Here is a 19,989-nt window from a genome sequence, read left to right as displayed (position 1 = left end):
CGCGAACCCCACCATCCGTCGAGAGTGAGGTTGGTTCAATCGAAAGTTGAATGCCTCACAGCACCAAGCGCTGCACATACCCCGTCATCTCCAGGTACCCGCGCCCCACGGGCTTCCCGTTGCTGTCGATGAGGTCGGACAGCCCTTCCCAATACACCGTGCCGGTGCTGGAGCGGCTGTCGAGTTCCTGCGGATCGATGACCGCCTTCACCGTGTAGAAATCGCCCGGCGTGCGCACCACCCATTCCACCGGATAGCGCGCGCGCGTGAGCGGGCTGGTCCACCAGCGTCGGGGCTGGAAGTCCACCTCGCCCGGGCTGAAGCGGTAGAGGTCGGTGCTGCTTTGCGCACTGCCCGCCGCGCGGAACGAGCCCCCGGCCCAGAGCTTGCTCCCGTCCTTGCGCCGCAACTGAAATGCCGTGAGGCTGTGGCCGTCGAACAGGTTCATGCCGATCCAGTCCCAGCCCACCGCCTCGGGGTGCAGCAAGGCCTCGCTCCATTCGTGGTCCAGCCACGCCGTGCCGCGCACCTCGAAGCGCAGGCCTTTCAACGTCAGTGTTCCCTGCACCGCCAGGTGCGGCTGGCTCACGTAGAAGCTGGCCTGCGAGGCGTCCGGGCCCTTGCGCGAGAAACCCTGGTCGCCCTGCAGCAGCCAGGCCTGCTCGGGCACGGCGCTCAGGTCGATGCCGAGTTCGTCGCCCACCACGCGCGTGGTGTAGTGGCCGGTGTCGGGCAGGCGCTGCAGCGACCAGTCGCGCAGCACCACGTGCGTGTCTTCGGCGCTGGCGAACACGCCGCGCTCGGTCGAGGTGGGTGGCTCGCCGTTCCAGCGCGCGATGCGCTGGTCGTGCAGCAAGCGGCCGCTCTGCACGTCGGTGATGGCCGCGTGCGCGAACAGCAGCTGCTTCGCGGCCAGCGCGCTGCGCAGGCCCTGTGTGCCGTCCACGCGGCTGCGGAAGAACGTCACCTGGAAGCCGAAGTCGCGCCCCGCCGCGTCCTTGGCCTGGCCGGTGAGGTACCACCACTCGGTGCGCGTCTCGTTGTGCGTGCCGTGGTCGCGCGGGAAGTGCAGTGCGCGCGGCCGCAGCGCCTCACCCGGGCGGTGCGGGGTCTGCGCCTGCGCACGGGGCAGGGCGAGCACGGTGGCGCCCGAGGCGATCAGCAGTTGGCGGCGCAGCGGGTTCATCACCAGTCCTCCTTCACCGCGCGCACCGCGTCGCGGCTGGCGGCCGCCTGGCCGGCGAGCCAGGCGGTGAGCGTGCCGGCCACCACCACCGCGGCGCACAGCGCGAGCAGGCGGGCCCAGGGCAGCACCAGGTCCATGGTCCAGTGGAAGCTCTGCGGGTTGACCACGTGCACCAGCACCAGGCTCACGGCCAGACCGAGCGCGAGGCCGGCGAGGGCGCCGAGCACCGTCCAGGCCAGGCCTTCGAGCGCCACCACGCCCAGGATCTGCGACCGCGTGAGGCCCAGGTGCGCGAGCAGGCCGAACTCGCGCCGGCGCGCCAGCACTTGCGCGCTGAAGCTCGCGGCCACGCCGAACAGGCCGATGCCGATCGCCACCGCCTGCAGCCACACGGTGACGGCGAAGCTGCGGTCGAAGATGCGCAGCGAGTTGGCGCGGATCTGACCGACCGAGGCGAACTCGATGGCATCCGCCGCGCCCTGTGCCTCGGCGATTGCGCGGATGCGTTCGCGCACGGTGTTTTCGTCGGCCCCTTCGGCCAGGTGCAGCGCGAGGTCGTTCACGCGCGCGTCGCCGGTCAGGCGCACGAAGTCGGCGCGGTCCATCACCACGCTGCCGTGCTGGCGCGCGTAGTCGCGCCACACCCCCGCCACAAAGAAGCGCGTGCCGCGCACCTGCGGCTCGGCAAAGGCCTGCGCCAGCGCCGGCAACCAGCTGCCGGGCGGGGCGCCGTAGAGGTCCACCATGGCCTCGCTCACGTAGACCGCGACCACGCGCGCGCCATCGGGTGCGGCGGGGGCGGGCAGGGCGTTGCCGACCAGGGGCAGGCTCAAGGTGCCGCCGGGCGTGGTCTCCAGCGGGCGCGTGAGCAGCGCGATGGCGGGGCGCTCGGGCGCAAGCTGCACCGGCGTGGCACGCAAGGTGTCCACGCGGGCCACGCCCTCGACGCCGGCCACGCCGGCCACGAACGCCGCCGGCAGGTGGCTGCCGTCGCCCGCGCCGCTGCCCACGCTGCGCACATACAGCTGGGCGGGCAGCACGGCGTCGAGCCAGTGCGTGACCGAGTCGCGAAAGCTCGCCACCATCACCGTGAGCGCGACCGACAGCGCCAGGCTCGCGACCACGCCGCTGGTGGCCACGGCGGCGGTCTCGCGCAGGCGGCGCGCGCGCTCCACCGCGAGCACCGGCAGCGCATGGCGCGCGATGCGCGGGGCGATGCGGTCCAGCAGCCAGCCCACGCCCAGCGGCAGCGCCGCGATGCCGCCCACCAGCAGCAGGCCCACCGACACATAGGCCGCCAGCGGAATGCCCGCCACCGGTGGCGCCCAGGCCATCGCGGCGGCCAGCAGCACCAGGGCCAGCGCCAGCGTGTGGCGGCGCGCGCCGGGCCGCAGCGGGGCGCCCAGGCCCTTGAGCGCGAGCGCGGGCGCCAGGCGGGCGGTGGCCTGCGCGGGCCACCAGCCGCCCACCAGCGCGGCCACCACGCCCAGCAGCAGGTAGACACCGGCCGCCAGCGGGCTCCACAGCAGCGGCGGTGTCACGCCCGAGAAGTAACCGCCGCCCAGGTCGCCGCCGAGCAGGCGCAGTGCGAGCGCGGCCAGCGCCGTGCCCAGCGCGATGCCGAGCGCGCTGCCCAGCAGGCCGAGCAGGGCCGATTCGGCCAGCACCAGGCGCAGCCGCTCGCGGCTGGACAGGCCCAGCACGCCCAGCAGCGCGAACTGCGGCTGGCGCCGCGCCACCGAGAGCGAGAGCACCGAGAACACCAGGAAGGCGCCGGTGAACAGGGCGACCAGCGCGAGCACCGTGAGGTTGACGCGGTAGGCGCGCGAGAGGTTGCTCACCCGCTCGCCCGACTGCTCGGGCCGCTGAGCGATCACGTTGGCGGGCAGGGCCAGGGCGGCCAGCACCTCGGCCGCGCGCGCGCCGGGGGCCAGGCGCAGGTCGATGCGGCTCAACTGGCCCACGCGGTCCAGCAGGTCTTGCGCGGCGGCGACGTCCATCACCAGCAAGGGCGCGCCGGGCGCGTTCACGCGGCCGGCCACGCGCAGCACCGCGCCGTTCTGCAATGGCAGGCGGGGCTGCCCCGCGAGGGCCTGCTGCGCGGCCGCGTTGAGAAACACCGCGTCGGGCGCGAAGAGGTCGAAGCGCCGCGTGGCGCCGTCGCCGTCGGCCACCGGCATCAAGGCGGGCGAGAGGCCGGCCACCACCAGCGCGTCCACGCCCACCAGCTTCACGCTCAGCCGCCCGCCGTCGCTCGCGACGACCTGCACCGGGCCTTCGAGCACCGGGCTGGCCAGCGCCACACCGGGCTGCGCGGCCACGCGCGCGAGCAGGGCGTCGTCCAGCGTGCCCTGGCGCGCGCGCAGCTCCACGTCGGGCTGGCCGTTGACCGAGCTCACCGCGCTGGAGAACTCGGCCAGCGCCGAGGCATTGATCAGGTGCACCGCGAACGCCAGCGCCACGCCCAGCATGACCGCCACCACGGCTGAGGCGTTGCGCCAGGGGTGGTGGCGCAACTCTTGCAGGGAAAAGGTCGAGAGCAGCGAGCGCATGGCTTGAGCTTAAGCCCATCGGGTTTGGTGGGGCAGCGCACCGACGGCCAACCGGGGGCGCGCGTAAGATGGCCCAACGGTTGTCTGGCGCTCACCGATCACACAGCGCACCCACGCGCTGCTGCCCGCCGCGAGGCGGGTCCACTTCTCCCCACACGGTGATCCCCATGGTTCGCATTCACCTCGCCATCGATCTGCAGTACGAGATCCACCCTCCCGGTGCTGATTTCATCTTCAACGTGCAGGCCGCGCATTCGCCGCAGCAGACCGTGAGCTGGGAGCAGCTGCAGGTCAGCCAGCCCGTTCCCCTGCTGATGCACACCGACGCGGCCACGCGCACGCGCACGCTGCGCCTGAGCGCCGGCCCGGGTCCGCTGTCGGTGCGCTACCGTGCCACGGTGGACATCGAGCACCACGTGGCGCCACCCGACAGCGTGTTCGAAACGCCGGTGGCCCAACTGCCACCCGAAGCACTGGCCTACATCTACCCCAGCCGCTACTGCCAGTCCGACTGCGTCACCGCCATGGCCAACCAGCTGTTCGGCCAGATGCCGCAGGGCTACCGCCGCGTGCAGGCGATCCAGCAATGGGTGCAGAGCCAAGTGACGTTCGAGTCGAACACCAGCAACTCCATGACCTCGGCCCTGGACACGATGAACGACCGCAAAGGCGTGTGCCGCGATTTCGCGCACCTCATGATCACGATGTGCCGCGCGCTCAACATTCCCGCGCGCTTCACCACCGCGATCGACTTCGGCGCCGACCCCGCCCTGGGCCCGACCGACTTCCATGCCTATGTGGAGGCCTATGTGGGCCACCGCTGGTACATCTTCGATCCTTCGGGCACCGCGATCCCCATGGGTTTCCTGCGCATCGGCACCGGCCGCGATGCGGCCGACGCTTCGTTTGCCACCATTTTTGGCGGTGTGGACACGCACGCGCCGCGCATCGACATCTCGGCCCAGACCAGCCCCCGCCACGGCTGGCTGATGCCCGTGCACCGGCCCGAAGCCCTGTCCACCGACGGCGGCTGGCAAGCGGGCGCCTGAGGCGGCCCTGCGGCCGGGTTCTCTGGCCGGGCACCCCCGGCCACATAGCCGACCAAATTACTCTGCATGCCACTTCCCTCGCAGGAGGTTTGCCGGTAGAATTCAGGTCGTTTCAAGTAAGAAACACGGGTTTACTAAAGAAACATTGGGCGCCCGCAGCGCCCAGGCACTTCAAGGATTGCAGATGAGCGTATTGGGCATCGATCAAATCACCTACGGAGCCGCCGACCTGCCGCGCTGCCGCCAGTTCTTCCTGGACTGGGGTCTGTCGCTGGTGCAGGAGTCGCCCCAGGAACTGGTGTTCGAGTCGCTCAACGGCTGCCGCGTGGTCGTCGCGCATTCCGACAAGCCCGGCCTGCCGGCCGGCGTGGAGCCGGACCCGACGCTGCGCGAGGTGGTCTGGGGCGTGGACACGGCCGAGAGCCTGGCGCTCTACCGCAGCCGCCTGCAGAGCCAGCCCGGCTTCGTGGACGCCGACGGCCGCTTCGGCTGCACCGACCCCAACGGCCTGGCGGTGCGCCTGCAGCTCACGAAAAAGCGCGAAGTGAAGATCGAGAGCGCGCTCGTCAACACCTGGAGCGACCGCCCGCGCCGCAACCAGCGCAGCCCGGCCTACGACCGCGCCACGCCGGTCGAGGTGGGCCACGTGGTGTTCTTCGTGACCGACCTCAAGGCCACCGGCGCCTTCTACATCGACAACCTGGACTTCGTCGTCTCCGACCTGTACCCCGAGCGCGGCCTGTTCCTGCGCTGCGCGGCCGAAGGCGGGCACCACGACCTGTTCCTGCTGCAACCGCCCGAGCCGCGCCGGGGCCTGAACCACGTGGCCTTTTCCGTGCGCGACCTGCACGAGGTGGTCGGCGGCGGCATGCACATGTCGCGCAGCGGCTGGAGCACCGAGCTCGGCCCGGGCCGCCACCCGATTTCGTCGGCCATGTTCTGGTACTTCGAGAGCCCGGCCGGCGCGCTGGTGGAGTACTACACCGACGAGGACGAACTCACCGCCGACTGGCAACCGCGCGAATTCACGCCCGGCCCGACGGTGTTCGCCGAATGGGCCATCAAGGGTGGCATCGACGGCAACACCCGCCGCCAGGTGAACGCCGCCGCGCCCAGCGGCAAATTCATGACCGACAAGCCCAAGCCGCCCACGGAATGACACCGAAGGAGACATGACATGCGAACCCCCGATCTGTACAACGAAACCCACCAGACGCGCACCGCACCGCCGACCTCGTATGAGGGCCTGCTGGGCGATTCGATCGAACGCGCCTACGCCCAGGGCATCCACGACCTCGCCGGCGTGGTGAACTACCTCAACGATGCGGGCCCCTCCGGCCCCAACGGCCAGCGCTGGACCGAGCCGTCCTTCCAGCAGGAAATGGCCCGCCTCGGCGCCTGACCGCGCGCCGCCCGAACCCAGCCCATCGCCAGGAGACACGTCCATGGATACCTCTGTCATCAACGTTCAGCTCGACCCGGTCGACGCCGTCCTCGAAGTCGGCCTCAAAGACCTGTGGTTCCCGGTCTGCCCGTCCAGCTTCGTGAAGAACGACCCGATCTCGATCCGCCGCCTGGGCTACAAGATCGCGCTCTGGCGCGACCAGGCCGGCCAGGTCCACGCGCTGGAAGACCACTGCCCGCACCGCGGCGCGCCGCTCTCGCTGGGGGTGAACCTGGGCGACCGCCTGGCCTGCCCGTACCACGGTGTCGAGGTGCGCTGCGACGGCACCGTCACCCGCGTGCCCGGCAGCCCCGGCTGCAAGCTCGAAGGCTCGCGCCCCGCGCGCATGTTCCACGCCGCCGAAGCGGCCGGCGCGATCTTTCTCTACAACGCGAGCAACCCCATCCTGGACCAGGCGCCGCCGCTGCAGCTGCCCGAGGAACTGACCTCGCCCGAGTGGTCGAACTTCCTCTGCTACACCGAGTGGGGCGGCGACTACCGCTACGTGATCGACAACGTCATGGACCCCATGCACGGCGTGTACCTGCACAAGCAGTCGCACACCATGAGCGAAGGCGACAGCCAGGCCGAGTTCCAGATCCGCGACATCCCCAACGGCTTCTGTTTCGAGAAGAAGGGCCAGCGCGGCGTCAACTTCGACTGGACCGAGTGGATGGACCTGGGCATCCACGTGATGCGCCTGGAGATCCCGTACCCCAAGACCGGCGGCCCCGGCGGCAACTTCACCATCATCGGCAGCTACACCCCGATCAGCAGCCGCACCTCCGGCGTGTTCCACTGGCGCTGCCGCCGCGTGACCGGCTGGCAGCGCGACACCTGGCGCTTCCTGTACAAGAACCGCCTGGAAGAGCGCCACTGGAACGTGCTGGAGCAGGACCGCGTGGCGGTGGAAAACATGGAGCCCGACGCCAACAAGCGCGAGCACCTGTACGCCCACGACATGGGCATCGTGCGCCTGCGCCGCCACCTCAGAAACCTGGCCAAGGCCCAGCTCGACAAGCCCGTGTGAGAATCGCGGGATGAGCAACAACGCCACCACCCTGCAAGCCTGGGTCCACACGCTGCGTCACGAAGCCGACGACATCATCAGCGTGGACCTGCGTCCGGCCCCCGACGTCGTGTTCCCCGCGTTCGAGGCCGGCTCCCACATCGACCTGCACCTGCCCAACGGCATGGTGCGCAGCTACTCGCTGTGCAACCCCAGCCAGGAGCGCCACCGCTACGTGGTCGGCGTGCTCAAGGACCGCGCCAGCCGGGGCGGCTCGCGCTGCGTGCACGAGCAACTGCGCGTGGGCATGCGCATCACCATCAGCGCGCCGCGCAACCACTTCGGCCTGCACGAAGAGGCTTCGCACACCGTGCTGGTGGCCGGCGGCATCGGCGTCACGCCCGTGCTGTGCATGGCGCGCCGCCTGAAGGACCTGGGCCGCAGCTTCGAGTTCCTGTACTTCGCCCGCTCGCGCAAGAGCGCGGCCTTCGTCGCCGAGATCGAGGCCCTGGGCGTGCCCGTGACCTGGCACTTCGACGACGAGAAGGGCGGCCCGCCCGACCTCCCGGCCCTGCTGGGCCGTCGCGCGCCTTCGGCCAGCGAGCACTACTACGCCTGCGGTCCGGCCGTGATGCTGGACAACTTCGAGAAGACCTGCGCCGCGCTGGGCCACACCCAGGCGCACATCGAGCGCTTCGCGGCGGTCGAGGTGGCGGCGGCGGACGACGCCAAGACCAGCTTCACCGTCGAGCTGCGCCGCAGCGGCCAGATGTTCGAGGTCACGCCCGACACCACGCTGCACAAGCGCCTGATCGAGATCAACGCCGACGTGCCCTTCAGCTGCGAAGAGGGCATCTGCGGTTCGTGCGAAACCAAGGTGCTCGAAGGCATCCCCGACCACCGCGACATGGTGCTGACCGACGCCGAGCGCGCGGCCAACAAGGCCATGATGGTCTGCGTCTCCGGTTGCAAGAGCGACCGGCTCGTCCTGGACATCTAAGCGTCGATCGAGCCGTCGTCGGCGGCAGCCCCGCACTGCCGCCGCAGCTTGCCGAGCACCGTGTACAGCACACGGCGCTCGTCGCGGCTGAGCGTGAGGATCATCTGCGCCTGGCTGCGCCGCGCCAGCGGCATGATTTCCCCGTACAGCGCCTCACCCGCCTCGGTCATCCGGCAGATCAGGCCCTTGCGCCCCCGCGGGCCCGGCGTCTGCATCTCCACCAGCCCCCGATCGCCCAGCAGCCGCAGCGCGCGGCTGACCTGCGCCTTGTCGGCGGCCGCCAGTTCCACCAGTTCCGCAAATGGCAGTGAACCCGCGTGCGCCAGCACCGAGAGGATGCGCCATTCCGACACCGTGAGCTCGAAGCGGTCCGCGTAGGGCAGGGTGATCGCGCGCCGCAGCCCGTTGCTGGTGTGGCTGAACATGGTGGTCAGGAAATCGTGCACCGCCAGGCCTGCGCCATCGGGCGCCAGATCGGTCCAGGGGTTGGCGGTGTCGTCGGTGCCGGTCTCGGGCGGCAGGGGCTGGTGTGGGGACATGGGGCCATTCTCAGGGAAGCCACAGGGCACACCGCTGATCGATCGTTGATCGATCAACAAAATTGCAACAAATTGTCATAAATCGGGAAATCATCGTTGATCAGTCAACGACGAAAGCCTACGATGGTCTCGTTTCTGTTGTGAACCTGCGTTTCCGATATGAAACCGGTGGCCAGCGCGCAAAAAGCCGGCACCCGCACCCCACAACCGCATGAATCGCCTTCACAGGAGCGCATGATGAAAATGGATCGTCGACAGTGGATGGGTCTGGCCATGGCGGCCACGGCCTTGCTGGCGGGTGGCGCGGCCGCCCAGGCCTACCCGGAAAAAACCATCAGCCTGGTGGTCGCCTATCCCCCCGGTGGCGATTCCGACGCCACGGCGCGGCTGTTTGCCGACAAGCTGTCGCAGCGCCTCAAGCAGACCGTGATCGTGGAGAACAAGCCGGGTGCGGGCGGCACGCTGGGCAACACCTACGTCTCGCGCGCCAAGCCCGATGGCTACACGCTGCTGTTCACGCCCAACCCCTTCACCACCGCGCCCATGGTGCTCAAGCTCGCGCCCAACGCCAGCTACGACGTGCTCAACGGCTTCGAGCCGGTGGTGCTGACGGCGATGCAGTCGGTGCTGCTGGTGACGCACCCGGACAGCGGCATCAAGACCGTGGCCGACCTCGTGGCCCAGGCCAAGGCCGGCAAGCAGCTCACCTACGCCAGCCCGGGCGCGGGCTCGCCGATGCACATCGTGGCCGAGTGGCTGAACCGCGCCGCCGGCATCCAGGTGCAGCACGTGCCGTTCCGCGGCGTCGGCCCGATGATCCCCGACATGCTCGCGGGCCGGGTCACCATGGGCTACCCCACGCTGGGTGCCGTGGAAGCGCACCTCAAGACCGGCAAGCTGGTGGCGGTGGCGCTCACCGACGGCGAGCGCAGCCCCCTGGTGCCGAACCTCACCACCGTGGCCGAGCAGGGCTACAAGGACGTGAAGCTCGGCGCCTGGAACGGCATCTTCGCGCCCAAGGGCACGCCGCCAGCGATCGTCAAGCTGCTCAACGAGCACATGAACGAGATCCTGCGCATGCCCGATGTCATCGAGAAGATGGCGACCTTCGGCTCGCGCCCGGTGGGCGGCAAGCCCGAGGCGCTGGCCAAGATCAACGCCGACGACTACGCGCGGCTGTCCAAGCTCATCAAAGAGCTGAACATCCAGGCCGACTGACCATGAGCGCAGCAGCGAGCGAATCCACCCTGGGCCGCGACACGCCGCAGGTCAACGCCCGCGCCAAGGTGCTGGGCCGCGCGGTGTACGCCGGCGACATCAAGGTCGCCGGCATGCTGCACGGCAAGATCCTGCGCAGCCCTTACCCCCATGCGCGCATCGTCAGCGTGGACACCTCGGCGGCGCTGGCCTTGCCCGGCGTCAAGGCGGTGCTTACCGGGGCCGATGCGCCTCGCACGATGTGGGGCGTGCACCAGAAGGAGCGCCGCATCCTGGCCGACGGGGTGGTGCGCTTCGCGGGCGAAGAGGTGGGGGCCGTGGCCCCCACCACCGAAGAGATCGCGCGCGATGCGCTGGACCTGATCCGCATCGAGTACGAAGAACTGCCCGCGCTCCTGACCCCCGAAGACGCGCTCGCCGAAGGTGCCCCCGGCGTGCACCCCGGGCGCGGCAACGTGGCGCACGAAATCCGCTTCGAGCGCGGCAGCGTCGAAGCGGGCTTTGCGCAGGCGGACCTGATCCACGAGGCCACCTACACCACGCACGCGCAGTACCCGGGCTACCTCGAACCCATGGCCAGCGTGGCCGCACTCGACCCGGACGGGCGCCTGCAGGTCTGGACCTCGACGCAGTCGGTCTTTCTGGCGCGCGCGCGCCTGGCCGCGGCCCTGGAGCTGCCGGTCTCGCGCGTGCGGGTGGTGGCGGCCACGGTGGGCGGGGGCTTCGGCGGCAAGATCGTCGAAGACGACAACCAACTGGTGGCCGGCCTGCTGGCCCTCAGAACCGGGCGCGCGGTGCGCCTCGTCAACAACCGGCTGGAGGACTTCCAGGCCGCGTGCTCCAGCGTGCCCGAGCGCATCACGCTCAAGCTGGGCATGACGCGCGAGGGCCTGATCGTCGCCAAGGACGTGCACATCGTCGCCGACTGCGGCGCCTACTGCGGCCTCTCGCCCGAGGTCATGCACGTCAGCGCCATGCGCAGCGACAACATGCACCGCCTGCAGCACGTGCGCTCGCACGCCACCATGGCCTACACGCACACGCCACCGCACGGCGCGTTCCGCGGCTTCGGCGGCACGCAGATGCTGTTCGCCCTCAACAGCCACATCCACACCATGGCCGAGCAGCTCGGGCTGGACCCGGTGGAGATCCACCGGCGCAACGCCATCGGGCGCGGCGAGACCTCGATCCACGGCTGGCAGATCGGCAGCACCGGTTTGCTGGAATGCATCGCCCAGTGCACCGAGGCCATCGGCTGGCGCGAGAAGCGCACGCGCGCACCGGGCACGGGCAGCCGCCGGCGCGGCGTGGGCATGGCCGCGGCCATGCACGTGAGCGGCAACCGCACCATCGGCAACTGGGACGGCTCCACCGTGGTGATCAAGGTCAACGAAGACGGCCGCGTGGTGGTGCATTCCAGCGAAGGCGACATGGGGCAGGGCGCCATGACCATGCTGAGCCAGATCGTGGCGCACGAACTCTGCCTGCCGCTGGCCCACGTGCACGTGATCGCACCCGACACCGACACCGCGCCCTTCTGCATCGGCACCCTGGCCTCGCGCGTGACCATGGCCGCGGGCAACGCCGCCATCGTGGCCGCCAACGCCGCGCGCGACAAGCTCCTGGCCATGGCGGCGCAGATGCTCGATGCGCCGGCCGACCAGCTCGAACTCGCCGAGGGCCACATCCGCGTGCGCCAGCAACCCGGGCAGCGGCGCACGCTGGCCGAGGTGGCGCGCCAGCACATCTGGCGCCACGGCGGCGAGGGCATCCAGGTCATGGGCAGCTGGGACGCCAAGACCCAGATGCACGACGACCAGGTCTACGGCAACATCGCGCCCGCCTACTCGTTCGCCGCGCAGGCGGTCGAGGTGGAGGTGGACACGCAGACCGGGCAGGTCACGGTGATCGACAGCTACGTCAGCGACGACTGCGGCAAGGCGCTCAACCCGCTGGCGATCCACGGCCAGACCAACGGCGCGACCGTGCAGGCCATGGGCTGGACGCTCTACGAACACCTGCAGCTGGAGGGCGGCCGCCTCATGAACGGCAACTTCGCCGACTACAACATGCCCACCGCCGACGCCGTGCCCATGCTGCGCGGCGGGCTGGTCGAATCCCACGAACCCAACGGGCCGCACGGCGCCAAAGGCGCGAGCGAGACCGCCATCCTGCCCGGCGCACCGGCGATCGCCAACGCGGTGTACGACGCGGTGGGCGTGCGCATCACCGACCTGCCCATCACGCCGCAGAAAGTGCTGGCCGCGCTGCGCGCCCTGAAGGAGACGGCCCATGCTTGACTTCGATTTCCTCGAACCCACCAGCGTGGCCGAGGCCAGCAGCATGCTGGCCGACCTGGGCGACGAATGCCGCGTGATCGCCGGCGGCACCGCGCTCATGCTCGGCATGCGCCAGCGCATGCTCACGCCGTCGCACCTGGTGTCGCTGGGCCGCTTGACGGCGCTGCGCGGCATCGCGCTCGACGAGCGCGGCGGCCTGCGCATCGGCGCGCTCACGCTGCACGCCGACGTGGCCGCCTCGCCCCTGGTGCGCGAGCGCTGGCCCATGCTTGCCAGCATGGCCTCGCGCGTGGCCAACCCGCAGGTGCGCAACCAGGGCACCATCGGCGGCAACCTCTGTTACGCCGACCCGTCGACCGACCCGCCGGGTTGCCTGATGGCCCTGGACGCACAGGTGGTGCTCGCCAGCGCGCGCGGCGAGCGCCTGCTGCCCCTCACCGAGTTCCTGGTGGACTACTACACCACCGCGCTCGAACCCGACGAGCTGCTGGTCGAGATCCGCGTGCCCGCCATGCCGGCCGATGCGAGTGGCCAGTACGCGCGCTTCCTGCGCACCGCGGCCGAGCACCGGCCGCTGGTCAGCGTGGCCTTCGTGGCGCGGCGCCAGGGCGCGGTGTGCACCGAAGCGCGCATCGCGGTCGGTGCGTCCACCCCCATCCCCCTGCGCCTGCCGCGTGCCGAGGCCTGGCTGGTCGGCAAGACCGTGACTGCCGAGGTGGCGGCCGAAGCCGCCGACATCGTCGCCGCCGACATCGAACCCGTGTCCGACGCCCGCGGCGACGCCGACTTCCGGCGCGACATGGTGCGCGTGGTCGCGCGGCGCAACATCGCGGGCCTCTTCGGCCTGCCCCAGGAGTAAGCCATGAGCCAACACCCCATCAACCTGACCGTCAACGGCGAGGCCGTGCAGAGCACCGTGCCCGCGCGGCGCCTGCTGTCCGACTTCCTGCGCGACGACCTGCACCTCACCGGCACCAAGCGCGGCTGCGAAACCGGCATCTGCGGCGCCTGCTCGGTGCTGGTGGACGGCCAGGTCGTCAAGTCCTGCCTGAGCCTGGCCGTGCAACACAACGGCCGCAGCGTCACCACGGTGGAAGGCCTGTCGCAGGGCGACACCCTGCACCCCTTGCAGGAAAGCTTCATGCAATGCGGCGGCCTGCAGTGCGGCTACTGCACGCCGGGCTTTCTCATGACCTCGTGCGCGATGCTGGCGGCCAACCCGTCGCCCAGCGAAGACGAGGTGCGCCACGGTCTCAACGGCAACCTCTGCCGCTGCACCGGCTACACCCAGATCGTTGAATCCATCCTGACCGCTGCGGAGAAGATGCGTGGAAATTGAAAAAACCCTGTTGCTGGACGCGCCGCCGGCGAGCGTCTGGGCCCTGTTGCTCGACCCGAACGCCATGGGGGCCTGCGTGCCCGGCATGGAATCCATCGAGGTCGTGAGCGAAGACGAGTACGTGGCCGTGATGAAGGTGAAGATCGCCTTCATCAGCGCCCGCTTCAAGCTCAAGACGCGCATCGTCGAGCGCGACGAACCGTGCTACCTGCGCGCCGAGGGCACGGGCGAAGACGCCTCGGTGGCCAGCTCGCTCAAGCAGAGCAGCGAGATGTGGCTGCAGGCGCGCGAGGGCGGCGGCACCGAGCTGCGCATGAAGGTCAAGGTGGACGTGCTGGGCCGCATGGGCACCTTCGGCCTGGGCGTGATGAAGACCAAGGCCGACCGCATGTGGGACGAGTTCGGGGTCAACGCGGCGGCGCGCCTGGCCGGCCCGACTGCGGTGGAGGGGGTGGAGGTCGCGGCACCGGTGCCACCGGTCGCCGAGGCGCCCGCGCCGGCTCAGCCGATCACCGCGCCGGCGGTACCGGCCATTCCTGCGCCCGCTGCGCCCGCCACGCGGGCCCGGGGCTTCTGGGCGCGCCTGTGGGGCGGTTCGGGTCAGGAGATCCGCGTGGAAGTGCGGCGCGGCGACACCACCATCACCGTGCACTGGCCGGTGCAGGCCTCGCAGGAATGCGCCGCCTGGCTGCGCACCCTGGCGTAAGCCTTCAGGCGGCAGCGCCCGGGTACGGGCTGCTGTCCGCCGCCGACAGCATGGTGCGCGCCAGTTGCTCCATGAGCTCGCGCCGCAAGGGCAGCGAGGCCGTATCGGCCCACAGGTTGCGCAACTCCAGCGGGTCCTGCCGCAGGTCGTAGAGCTCGCCCCAGGGCTGGCCGTCGTACACCGTGAGGCGGTGTGCGTGGTTGCGCAGGGTGCGCATGCGCACGCGGCGGTCCATGCCGAAATCGCTGCGCTGGCTTTCTTCCTCGATCAACAGTGCGTCGCGCACCGCGCCCGCCTGGCCCGCCACCACGGGCAGCAGGGACGCGCCCTGCATGCCGTTGGTGGGCTCCAGGCCGGCGCGCTCCAGCACGGTGGCCGCGATGTCGATGGTCTGTGTCAGCGCGGCCGTGGCCGCGGTGGCCGGCGCCTGCGCGCCGTCGCGCCAGATGAAGGGCACGCGGGTGAGCGCGGGGTAGTGCAGGCCGCCCTTGAACATCAGGCCGCGCTCGCCCAGCAGGTCGCCATGGTCGCTGGTGAACATCACCACCGTGTCCTCGTCCAGGCCCAGCGCGCGCAGCCGCGCCATCACGAGCCCGATGTGGTCGTCGATGTTGGCCAGGCTGCCATGGTTCAGCGCGATGGCCTCGCGCGCTTCCTGTTCGGAACAGGCGAAGCTGCCGTAGCCGGGGCGGAACGCCGGGTTGTTGCGGCGCTGCTCGCGCAGCCAGTGCACCGGCGGTGGCGGGTCGGTCAGCTCGGCATGGAACGACGCCGGCAGCGACACGTCGTCGGGCCGGAACAGGTCCCAGTAGCGGCCGGGCGGCGTGAAGGGGTGGTGCGGATCGGGGAACGAACACTGGATGAAGAACGGCTGCGCTTCGCGCGCCATCCGGTCCAGCGTGTGGCAGGTCTGCTCGGCGATGTAGGCCGTGGGGTACAGCGCCTCGGGCACGCGGGTGCGCCAGGCGTGGCCGATGCGGGCCAGGTGCAGGTCGGGCGTGGGGATCGCGTTGGCGGGGCCGATCAGGCGGTCCGCGTCGGGTGTCTGCTGCCGCAGCCAGCGCCGCCAGTGGCCGTGCTGCTCGTCGGCGTGGCCGATGGTGAGCGCGACCTGCTCGAAGCCGTAGTAGGGCAGCTCCAACTCGTAGACCGGGTCTTCTTCCCAGCGCTGCCACACCTCCTGGCCGTAGCGGCCCGGGTAGGGGCGCAGGGCCTCGTGCGGGCGGCGCGGGCCCTTGCCGGGCCAGGCCGTCGGCAGGGTGGTGATGTTCTGCAGGTGCGATTTGCCCACCAGCGCGGTCTGGTAGCCCGCTTCGCGCAAGGTCTCGACGAAGGTGCGCTCACCCAGCGAGAGCTCGCGCCCGTTCATCTGCAGCCCGTGCACGCTGGGCAGGCGCCCGGTCATGAGCGAGGCGCGGTTGGGCTGGCAGATGGGCGTGGCGACGTGGAAATCGTCGAAGCGGCAGCCCTGCGCGGCCAGCGCATCGATGTGCGGCGTGCGCACTTCGGCATTGCCGTAGCAGCCGAGGTGGTCGGCACGGTGCTGGTCGGTGATGAACAGCAGGAAGTTCGGTCGCCGTGCCATGCCGCCGGCCTCAGTCGGCCTTGATGTTGAGTTCCTTGGCCAGGCGGCCGTAGCGCTCGTTGTCCGCCTTCATGAAGTCGGCCAGCACCTGCGGTGTGCCGCCCAGCACATCCAGGCCGGCGCCGGCGAGCTTCTCGCGCACGTCGGGCAGCTGCAGCGCTTCGTTGAAGGCCTGGTTCAGGCGCGCGACCACGGGCGCGGGCGTGCCGGCCGGCGCGAACACGCCGTACCAGGCGTTCACCTCGACCCCGCTCACGCCCTGCTCGGTGGCGGTGGGCACGTCGGGCAGCAACGGCGAGCGCTTCTTCTCCGTCAGCGCCAGCGGCACCAGCTTGCCGGACTTGATGTGCGGCACCGCACCACCCAGGCCGGTGAACAGCAGCTTGACCTCGCCGCTGAGCGCGGCGGTCAGCGACGGGCCCACGCCCCGGTAAGGCACGTGCATCAGATCGACCTTGGCCGCGCTCTTGAGCATCTCGCCGGCGAAGTGCATCGGCGAGCCGTTGCCCGGGCTGCCGTAGGGCAGGCCGGGGGACTTGCGCGCGGCGTCCAGCGCGCTCTTGAGGTCGGTCGCGCCCAGCGAGGGGTTGGCCACCAGCACCATCGGCGTGGTGGCGGGCGAGATCACCGGCACCAGGTCCTTGTGCACGTCCACGCCACCACCGGCGCCCGAGGGCAGCACGTGGGGCGAGATCACCATGGTGTTGGGCGTGAGCAGCACCGTGTGGCCGTCGGCGGCCGAGCGGGCCACGGCGCTGGCACCCAGCAGCGCACCGGCGCCGGGGCGGTTGTCCACCACCACCGGCTGGCCGAGCTTGGGCGCCATCTTTTCGGCCAGCACGCGCGCGGCCAGGTCGGGGCCGCCGCCGGGCGGGAAGGGCACGACGATGGTGATGGGCTTGCTCGGGAAGGTCTGCGCCGCCGCGAAGGGCAGGGCGGAGGCGAGGGCCAGGCCGATCAGGCCCAGGGTGAAGGTGCGCTTTTGGTTTTTCATGGTGGTCTCCGGGTGAAAGAAGTGAAAGTTCAGGCCTGGGCCAGCGGTTCGTTCCAGGCGTCGTAGCCGTAGACCCAGTCGGCGTTGCCCTGGCCCTTCATCCACTGGTTGCCGCGCGAGCCGATCTGGATCTTGGCCGTGCGCTCTTGGCGCGTCTTCTCGTAGCGGCGCAGCGCCTCGACGGCCTGCGCCCGCGTGCCCACGCCCGCCAGGGCGCGGCCCAGCACCACCGCGTCCTCGATCGCCATGCCTGCGCCCTGCGCCATGAAAGGCAGCATGGGGTGGCAGGCATCGCCCAGCAGCGTCACCGTGCCCTGCGACCACTGCGGCAGCGGCTCGCGCTCGTACAGCGCGCTCTTGAGCGTGGTGTCGCAGGCGTCGAGCAGCGCGCGGGCGTCGGCGTGAAAGTCCTTGTAGAAACCGCGCAGCTCGTTCACGTCGCCCGGGCTGGTCCACGACTCTTCGGTCCAGCTGTCCTGCCCGGTGGTGGCGAAGATGAAGGTCTCCTGGCCCTGGTTGAGCGGGAAGGTGACGATCTGGCTCTGCGGGTTGGGACCCCACCACTTGGTGAAGGCCTCGATCTCCGGCACGTTCTTCACGCGCTCGGTGGGCACCACCGAGCGGAACGACACCACGCCGGTGAAGCGCGGGCTCTCTTCGCCGAAGAGGGCGGTGCGCACGCGCGAGTGGATGCCGTCGGCGCCCACCACCACGTCGAACGTGGCCTCGCTGCCGTCCGAGAAGCGCACGCTCACGCCGGCGTCGCTCTGGGTCAGCGTCTCGATGCGCTTGTCGAACTGGATGTTCTCCAGCGGGAATTTTTCGGCCAGCGCGTGGATGATGTCGGCGCGGTGGATGGTGACCTGCGGCGCGCCGTACTGCTGCTCGGCGATGTCGCTCATGCCCAGGCGCGAGGTTTCCTTGCCCGTGTCCCAGTCGCGGCTGATGCGGAACGTCGGGCGCGCACCGCGCTCGCGGATCGCCGGGCCCGCGCCCAGGCCGTCGATGGCGCGCACCACGTTGGGCGTGAGGTTGATGTCCGCGCCCACGCGCGAGAAGCCCTTGGCCTGCTCGAACACGGTGACGTCATGGCCTTGTTGGCGAAGCGCGATCGCGGCGGCCAGGCCACCCACACCACCGCCGGCGATACCGATTTTCAAACTGCTCATGGGGCTGCTCCTGCAATGTCGAAGCGTGCATTGTTCAGCGCGGGCCCCGCGCGCTCAACCGCCCGGACGCCCGAAATGGGTACGATTCGTCCATGGATGTCCTCAGCGAAGTGCTTGCCATCTGCCGCGCCGAACGCGCGGTGACGGCCCGGTTCCACCTGTCCGCGCCGTGGGGCTTGCATTCCAACGGCGTGTCCGGTGCCGCCATGATCCGCATGGCGCGCGGCGCGCCCTGGTGGGTGGAAGCGGCCGGCGGCGGCGGGCCGCTGCGCGTGGAGCCCGGCGACCTCGTCATGATGCCGCTGGGCGCGGCGCACCGCATGGGCTCCGCACCCGACGCGCCCACCGTGCCCTTCGCCCAGTTGCTCACCCAGCGCACGCCTGGCGCGCGCGACGAAGCGCCGCTGGACCTGCGGCACGGCGGCGGCGGCGACGGCTGCGAGATGTTCAGCGCGCTGCTCTGGTTCTCCGCCTACTGCCGCCACTCGGTGCTCAGCGTGTTGCCGCCGCTCATCCACGTGCGCGCGAGCGAACTGCCCACCGCCGTGATCCTGGCCGCGTCGATGGAAACCCTGGTGACCGAAACGCTGGACCAGCGCCCGGGCTGGCGCCTCTCGGCCAGCCGCATGGGCGAGTTGCTGCTCATCAACATCCTGCGCGGCCACCTGCTGCGCGGCGCGGGCCCGACCGAGGCGAACTGGTGGCGAGGCCTGTCCGACCCCGCCATCGCCCGCGCCATCGCTGCCATGCACCGCGAGCCCGCGCGCAGCTGGACGGTGGAGACCCTGGCGCGCGAAGCCGCCATGTCGCGCTCGCGCTTCAGCGACCGCTTCAAGGCCCTGGTGGGCGACACGCCCATGGGCTACCTGGGCGGGCACCGCATGGCGCTCGCGGCCGAGCAACTGGAAGCCGGGCACCTGCCGCTGGCCCAGGTGGCGCAGGACGCGGGCTACGAGTCGGACAAGGTGTTCGCGCGCGCGTTCCGGCGCTGGTCAGGCCTGTCGCCCACGGCGTACGCCAAGCGCGAGGTGGCGCGGCGCACCGCCATGACCGACCCGCACACGGCCTCGGCCGGGGACTGAGGTCAGCGTTCCGCCGGTTTGCCGCGCCTGCGCGGGGCCGGCGCGGTTTTCTCACTCAAGGGCTTGGCCTGCAGGCCGCCCACGACAAAACGCACCAGGTACTGCGCGGCGTCTTCGATCGGTGGGGCGGTGAATTCCGCGCCCAGCAGCGTCAGGATGCGGTCGTGCGCGTTGTGCGCGTAGAAGAACGCGCCGAACACGAACACCATGCGCCAGTAGAACTCCTTGTCGTCGATGTGCGTGCAGCGCCGGTGCAGTTCCTTCATGAACTCGCGCGAGAACCCGTCCACGATCGCGCCCAGCGCTTCGCGCACGTCCGGCGACGGGTCGGCCAGCATGCGGCCATAGAAGCTGCGGAAGGCGTCGCGCTGCTCGGGGCTGGCGCCCGTCACCATCAACGAAGGCTCCATGGCTGCCAACAGCAGCTCCTCGATGGGCGCGCGCGTCTCCACCGCCGACGACAGCCGGGCCACCCGCTCCGCCATGATGGGCCCGAGGCGGCGCTCCAGCACGGCCCGGCAGAGCGCCTGCTTGGAACCCCAGTAGTAGTGAAACATGCCGAGGTTGACCTCGGCCGCTTCGGCGATCTGGCGAATGCTCGTGCCTTCGTAGCCCTGGGCCGCGAACCGTTGCTCGGCCGCATCCAGGATCAGCTCTTGCGTGTTCGGGCGCTCGGCTTTGCCCGCTTCTTCCGTCCGCTTGCGTCTGACCGCCGGACCCGCCTTCTTCGTGACCATGTCATCTCCCGCGCCCGCCGAGGAGCGCTCCATTCGATGGGGGCATTCTGCCTGTTGACAAAAAATCATACGACCGTATA

General features: G+C 70.4%; 18 protein-coding genes. 11 read left to right on the top strand and 7 right to left on the bottom strand.

Features of this window, described 5'->3' with window-relative positions:
* Positions 1 to 55: 55 nt before the first annotated feature.
* Positions 56 to 1,186: a lipocalin-like domain-containing protein gene (locus AC07ZS_RS13295; protein WP_494799018.1), complete on the bottom strand. Its 1,131-nt coding sequence runs from the start codon at positions 1,184 to 1,186 to the stop codon at positions 56 to 58.
* The gene (locus AC07ZS_RS13290; protein ID WP_494799017.1) at positions 1,186 to 3,738 is read right to left on the bottom strand and encodes an ABC transporter permease; all 2,553 of its coding nucleotides are present in this window, start codon (positions 3,736 to 3,738) and stop codon (positions 1,186 to 1,188) included. The genes AC07ZS_RS13295 and AC07ZS_RS13290 overlap by 1 nt, the downstream gene beginning before the upstream one ends.
* A gap of 167 nt (positions 3,739 to 3,905) precedes the next feature.
* Between AC07ZS_RS13290 and AC07ZS_RS13285 the strand changes: the two genes are divergently transcribed.
* The 5 genes from AC07ZS_RS13285 to AC07ZS_RS13265 all read left to right on the top strand — a co-directional run bounded on the left by AC07ZS_RS13285 (position 3,906) and on the right by AC07ZS_RS13265 (position 8,240).
* Positions 3,906 to 4,787, top strand: a complete 882-nt coding sequence (locus tag AC07ZS_RS13285) for a transglutaminase-like domain-containing protein (protein ID WP_494799016.1) — start codon at positions 3,906 to 3,908, stop codon at positions 4,785 to 4,787.
* A gap of 184 nt (positions 4,788 to 4,971) precedes the next feature.
* On the top strand, positions 4,972 to 5,946 hold the full coding sequence (locus AC07ZS_RS13280; RefSeq protein WP_494799015.1) for a VOC family protein: 975 nt from the start codon (positions 4,972 to 4,974) through the stop codon (positions 5,944 to 5,946).
* Between the two features lie 18 nt (positions 5,947 to 5,964).
* On the top strand, positions 5,965 to 6,189 hold the full coding sequence (locus AC07ZS_RS13275; RefSeq protein WP_494799014.1) for a recombinase-like helix-turn-helix domain-containing protein: 225 nt from the start codon (positions 5,965 to 5,967) through the stop codon (positions 6,187 to 6,189).
* Between the two features lie 43 nt (positions 6,190 to 6,232).
* Entirely contained in the window at positions 6,233 to 7,261 is a 1,029-nt protein-coding gene (locus AC07ZS_RS13270; RefSeq protein WP_494799013.1) for a Rieske 2Fe-2S domain-containing protein, read from the top strand.
* Between the two features lie 10 nt (positions 7,262 to 7,271).
* Entirely contained in the window at positions 7,272 to 8,240 is a 969-nt protein-coding gene (locus AC07ZS_RS13265; RefSeq protein WP_291117532.1) for a PDR/VanB family oxidoreductase, read from the top strand.
* Here the strand turns inward: AC07ZS_RS13265 and AC07ZS_RS13260 are convergent.
* Positions 8,237 to 8,779 carry a MarR family winged helix-turn-helix transcriptional regulator gene (locus tag AC07ZS_RS13260; protein WP_494799012.1) on the bottom strand — a complete coding sequence of 181 codons (543 nt, stop codon included), beginning with the start codon at positions 8,777 to 8,779 and terminating at the stop codon, positions 8,237 to 8,239. The two genes, AC07ZS_RS13265 and AC07ZS_RS13260, sit on opposite strands and share 4 nt — an antisense overlap.
* Positions 8,780 to 9,016: 237 nt before the next feature.
* Between AC07ZS_RS13260 and AC07ZS_RS13255 the strand changes: the two genes are divergently transcribed.
* Genes AC07ZS_RS13255 through AC07ZS_RS13235 form a run of 5 tightly spaced genes read left to right on the top strand, consistent with a single transcriptional unit; the run spans position 9,017 to position 14,342 of the window.
* The gene (locus AC07ZS_RS13255; protein WP_494799011.1) at positions 9,017 to 9,997 is read left to right on the top strand and encodes a Bug family tripartite tricarboxylate transporter substrate binding protein; all 981 of its coding nucleotides are present in this window, start codon (positions 9,017 to 9,019) and stop codon (positions 9,995 to 9,997) included.
* 2 nt (positions 9,998 to 9,999) lie between these two features.
* A complete protein-coding gene (locus AC07ZS_RS13250; protein WP_494799010.1) occupies positions 10,000 to 12,297 on the top strand; it encodes a xanthine dehydrogenase family protein molybdopterin-binding subunit in 2,298 nt (765 codons plus the stop codon).
* Positions 12,290 to 13,156: an FAD binding domain-containing protein gene (locus AC07ZS_RS13245; RefSeq protein ID WP_494799009.1), complete on the top strand. Its 867-nt coding sequence runs from the start codon at positions 12,290 to 12,292 to the stop codon at positions 13,154 to 13,156. The genes AC07ZS_RS13250 and AC07ZS_RS13245 overlap by 8 nt, the downstream gene beginning before the upstream one ends.
* Positions 13,157 to 13,159: 3 nt before the next feature.
* Positions 13,160 to 13,636, top strand: coding sequence for a (2Fe-2S)-binding protein (locus AC07ZS_RS13240; protein ID WP_494799008.1), 477 nt, complete (start codon positions 13,160 to 13,162; stop codon positions 13,634 to 13,636).
* Positions 13,626 to 14,342 carry an SRPBCC family protein gene (locus tag AC07ZS_RS13235; RefSeq protein WP_494799007.1) on the top strand — a complete coding sequence of 239 codons (717 nt, stop codon included), beginning with the start codon at positions 13,626 to 13,628 and terminating at the stop codon, positions 14,340 to 14,342. Before AC07ZS_RS13240 ends, AC07ZS_RS13235 begins: the two co-directional genes overlap by 11 nt.
* Before the next feature lie 4 nt (positions 14,343 to 14,346).
* Here the strand turns inward: AC07ZS_RS13235 and AC07ZS_RS13230 are convergent, their stop codons facing one another.
* The 3 genes from AC07ZS_RS13230 to AC07ZS_RS13220 are packed head-to-tail and all read right to left on the bottom strand — an operon-like array spanning position 14,347 to position 18,090.
* The gene (locus tag AC07ZS_RS13230) at positions 14,347 to 15,927 is read right to left on the bottom strand and encodes a sulfatase family protein (RefSeq protein WP_494799006.1); all 1,581 of its coding nucleotides are present in this window, start codon (positions 15,925 to 15,927) and stop codon (positions 14,347 to 14,349) included.
* A gap of 10 nt (positions 15,928 to 15,937) precedes the next feature.
* The gene (locus AC07ZS_RS13225) at positions 15,938 to 16,921 is read right to left on the bottom strand and encodes a Bug family tripartite tricarboxylate transporter substrate binding protein (protein WP_494799005.1); all 984 of its coding nucleotides are present in this window, start codon (positions 16,919 to 16,921) and stop codon (positions 15,938 to 15,940) included.
* 29 nt (positions 16,922 to 16,950) lie between these two features.
* Positions 16,951 to 18,090: an FAD-dependent monooxygenase gene (locus AC07ZS_RS13220; RefSeq protein WP_494799004.1), complete on the bottom strand. Its 1,140-nt coding sequence runs from the start codon at positions 18,088 to 18,090 to the stop codon at positions 16,951 to 16,953.
* Between the two features lie 92 nt (positions 18,091 to 18,182).
* Here AC07ZS_RS13220 and AC07ZS_RS13215 point away from each other — a divergent pair, with 92 nt between their 5' ends.
* Entirely contained in the window at positions 18,183 to 19,172 is a 990-nt protein-coding gene (locus AC07ZS_RS13215; protein WP_494799003.1) for an AraC family transcriptional regulator, read from the top strand.
* Between the two features lie 2 nt (positions 19,173 to 19,174).
* Here the strand turns inward: AC07ZS_RS13215 and AC07ZS_RS13210 are convergent, their stop codons facing one another.
* Positions 19,175 to 19,909, bottom strand: a complete 735-nt coding sequence (locus AC07ZS_RS13210) for a TetR/AcrR family transcriptional regulator (RefSeq protein WP_494799002.1) — start codon at positions 19,907 to 19,909, stop codon at positions 19,175 to 19,177.
* Positions 19,910 to 19,989 lie beyond the last annotated feature (80 nt).

The organism is Hydrogenophaga sp. GW456-12-10-14-TSB4 (genome assembly GCF_059424305.1).
This window is presented reverse-complemented; position numbering and strand designations above follow the sequence as displayed.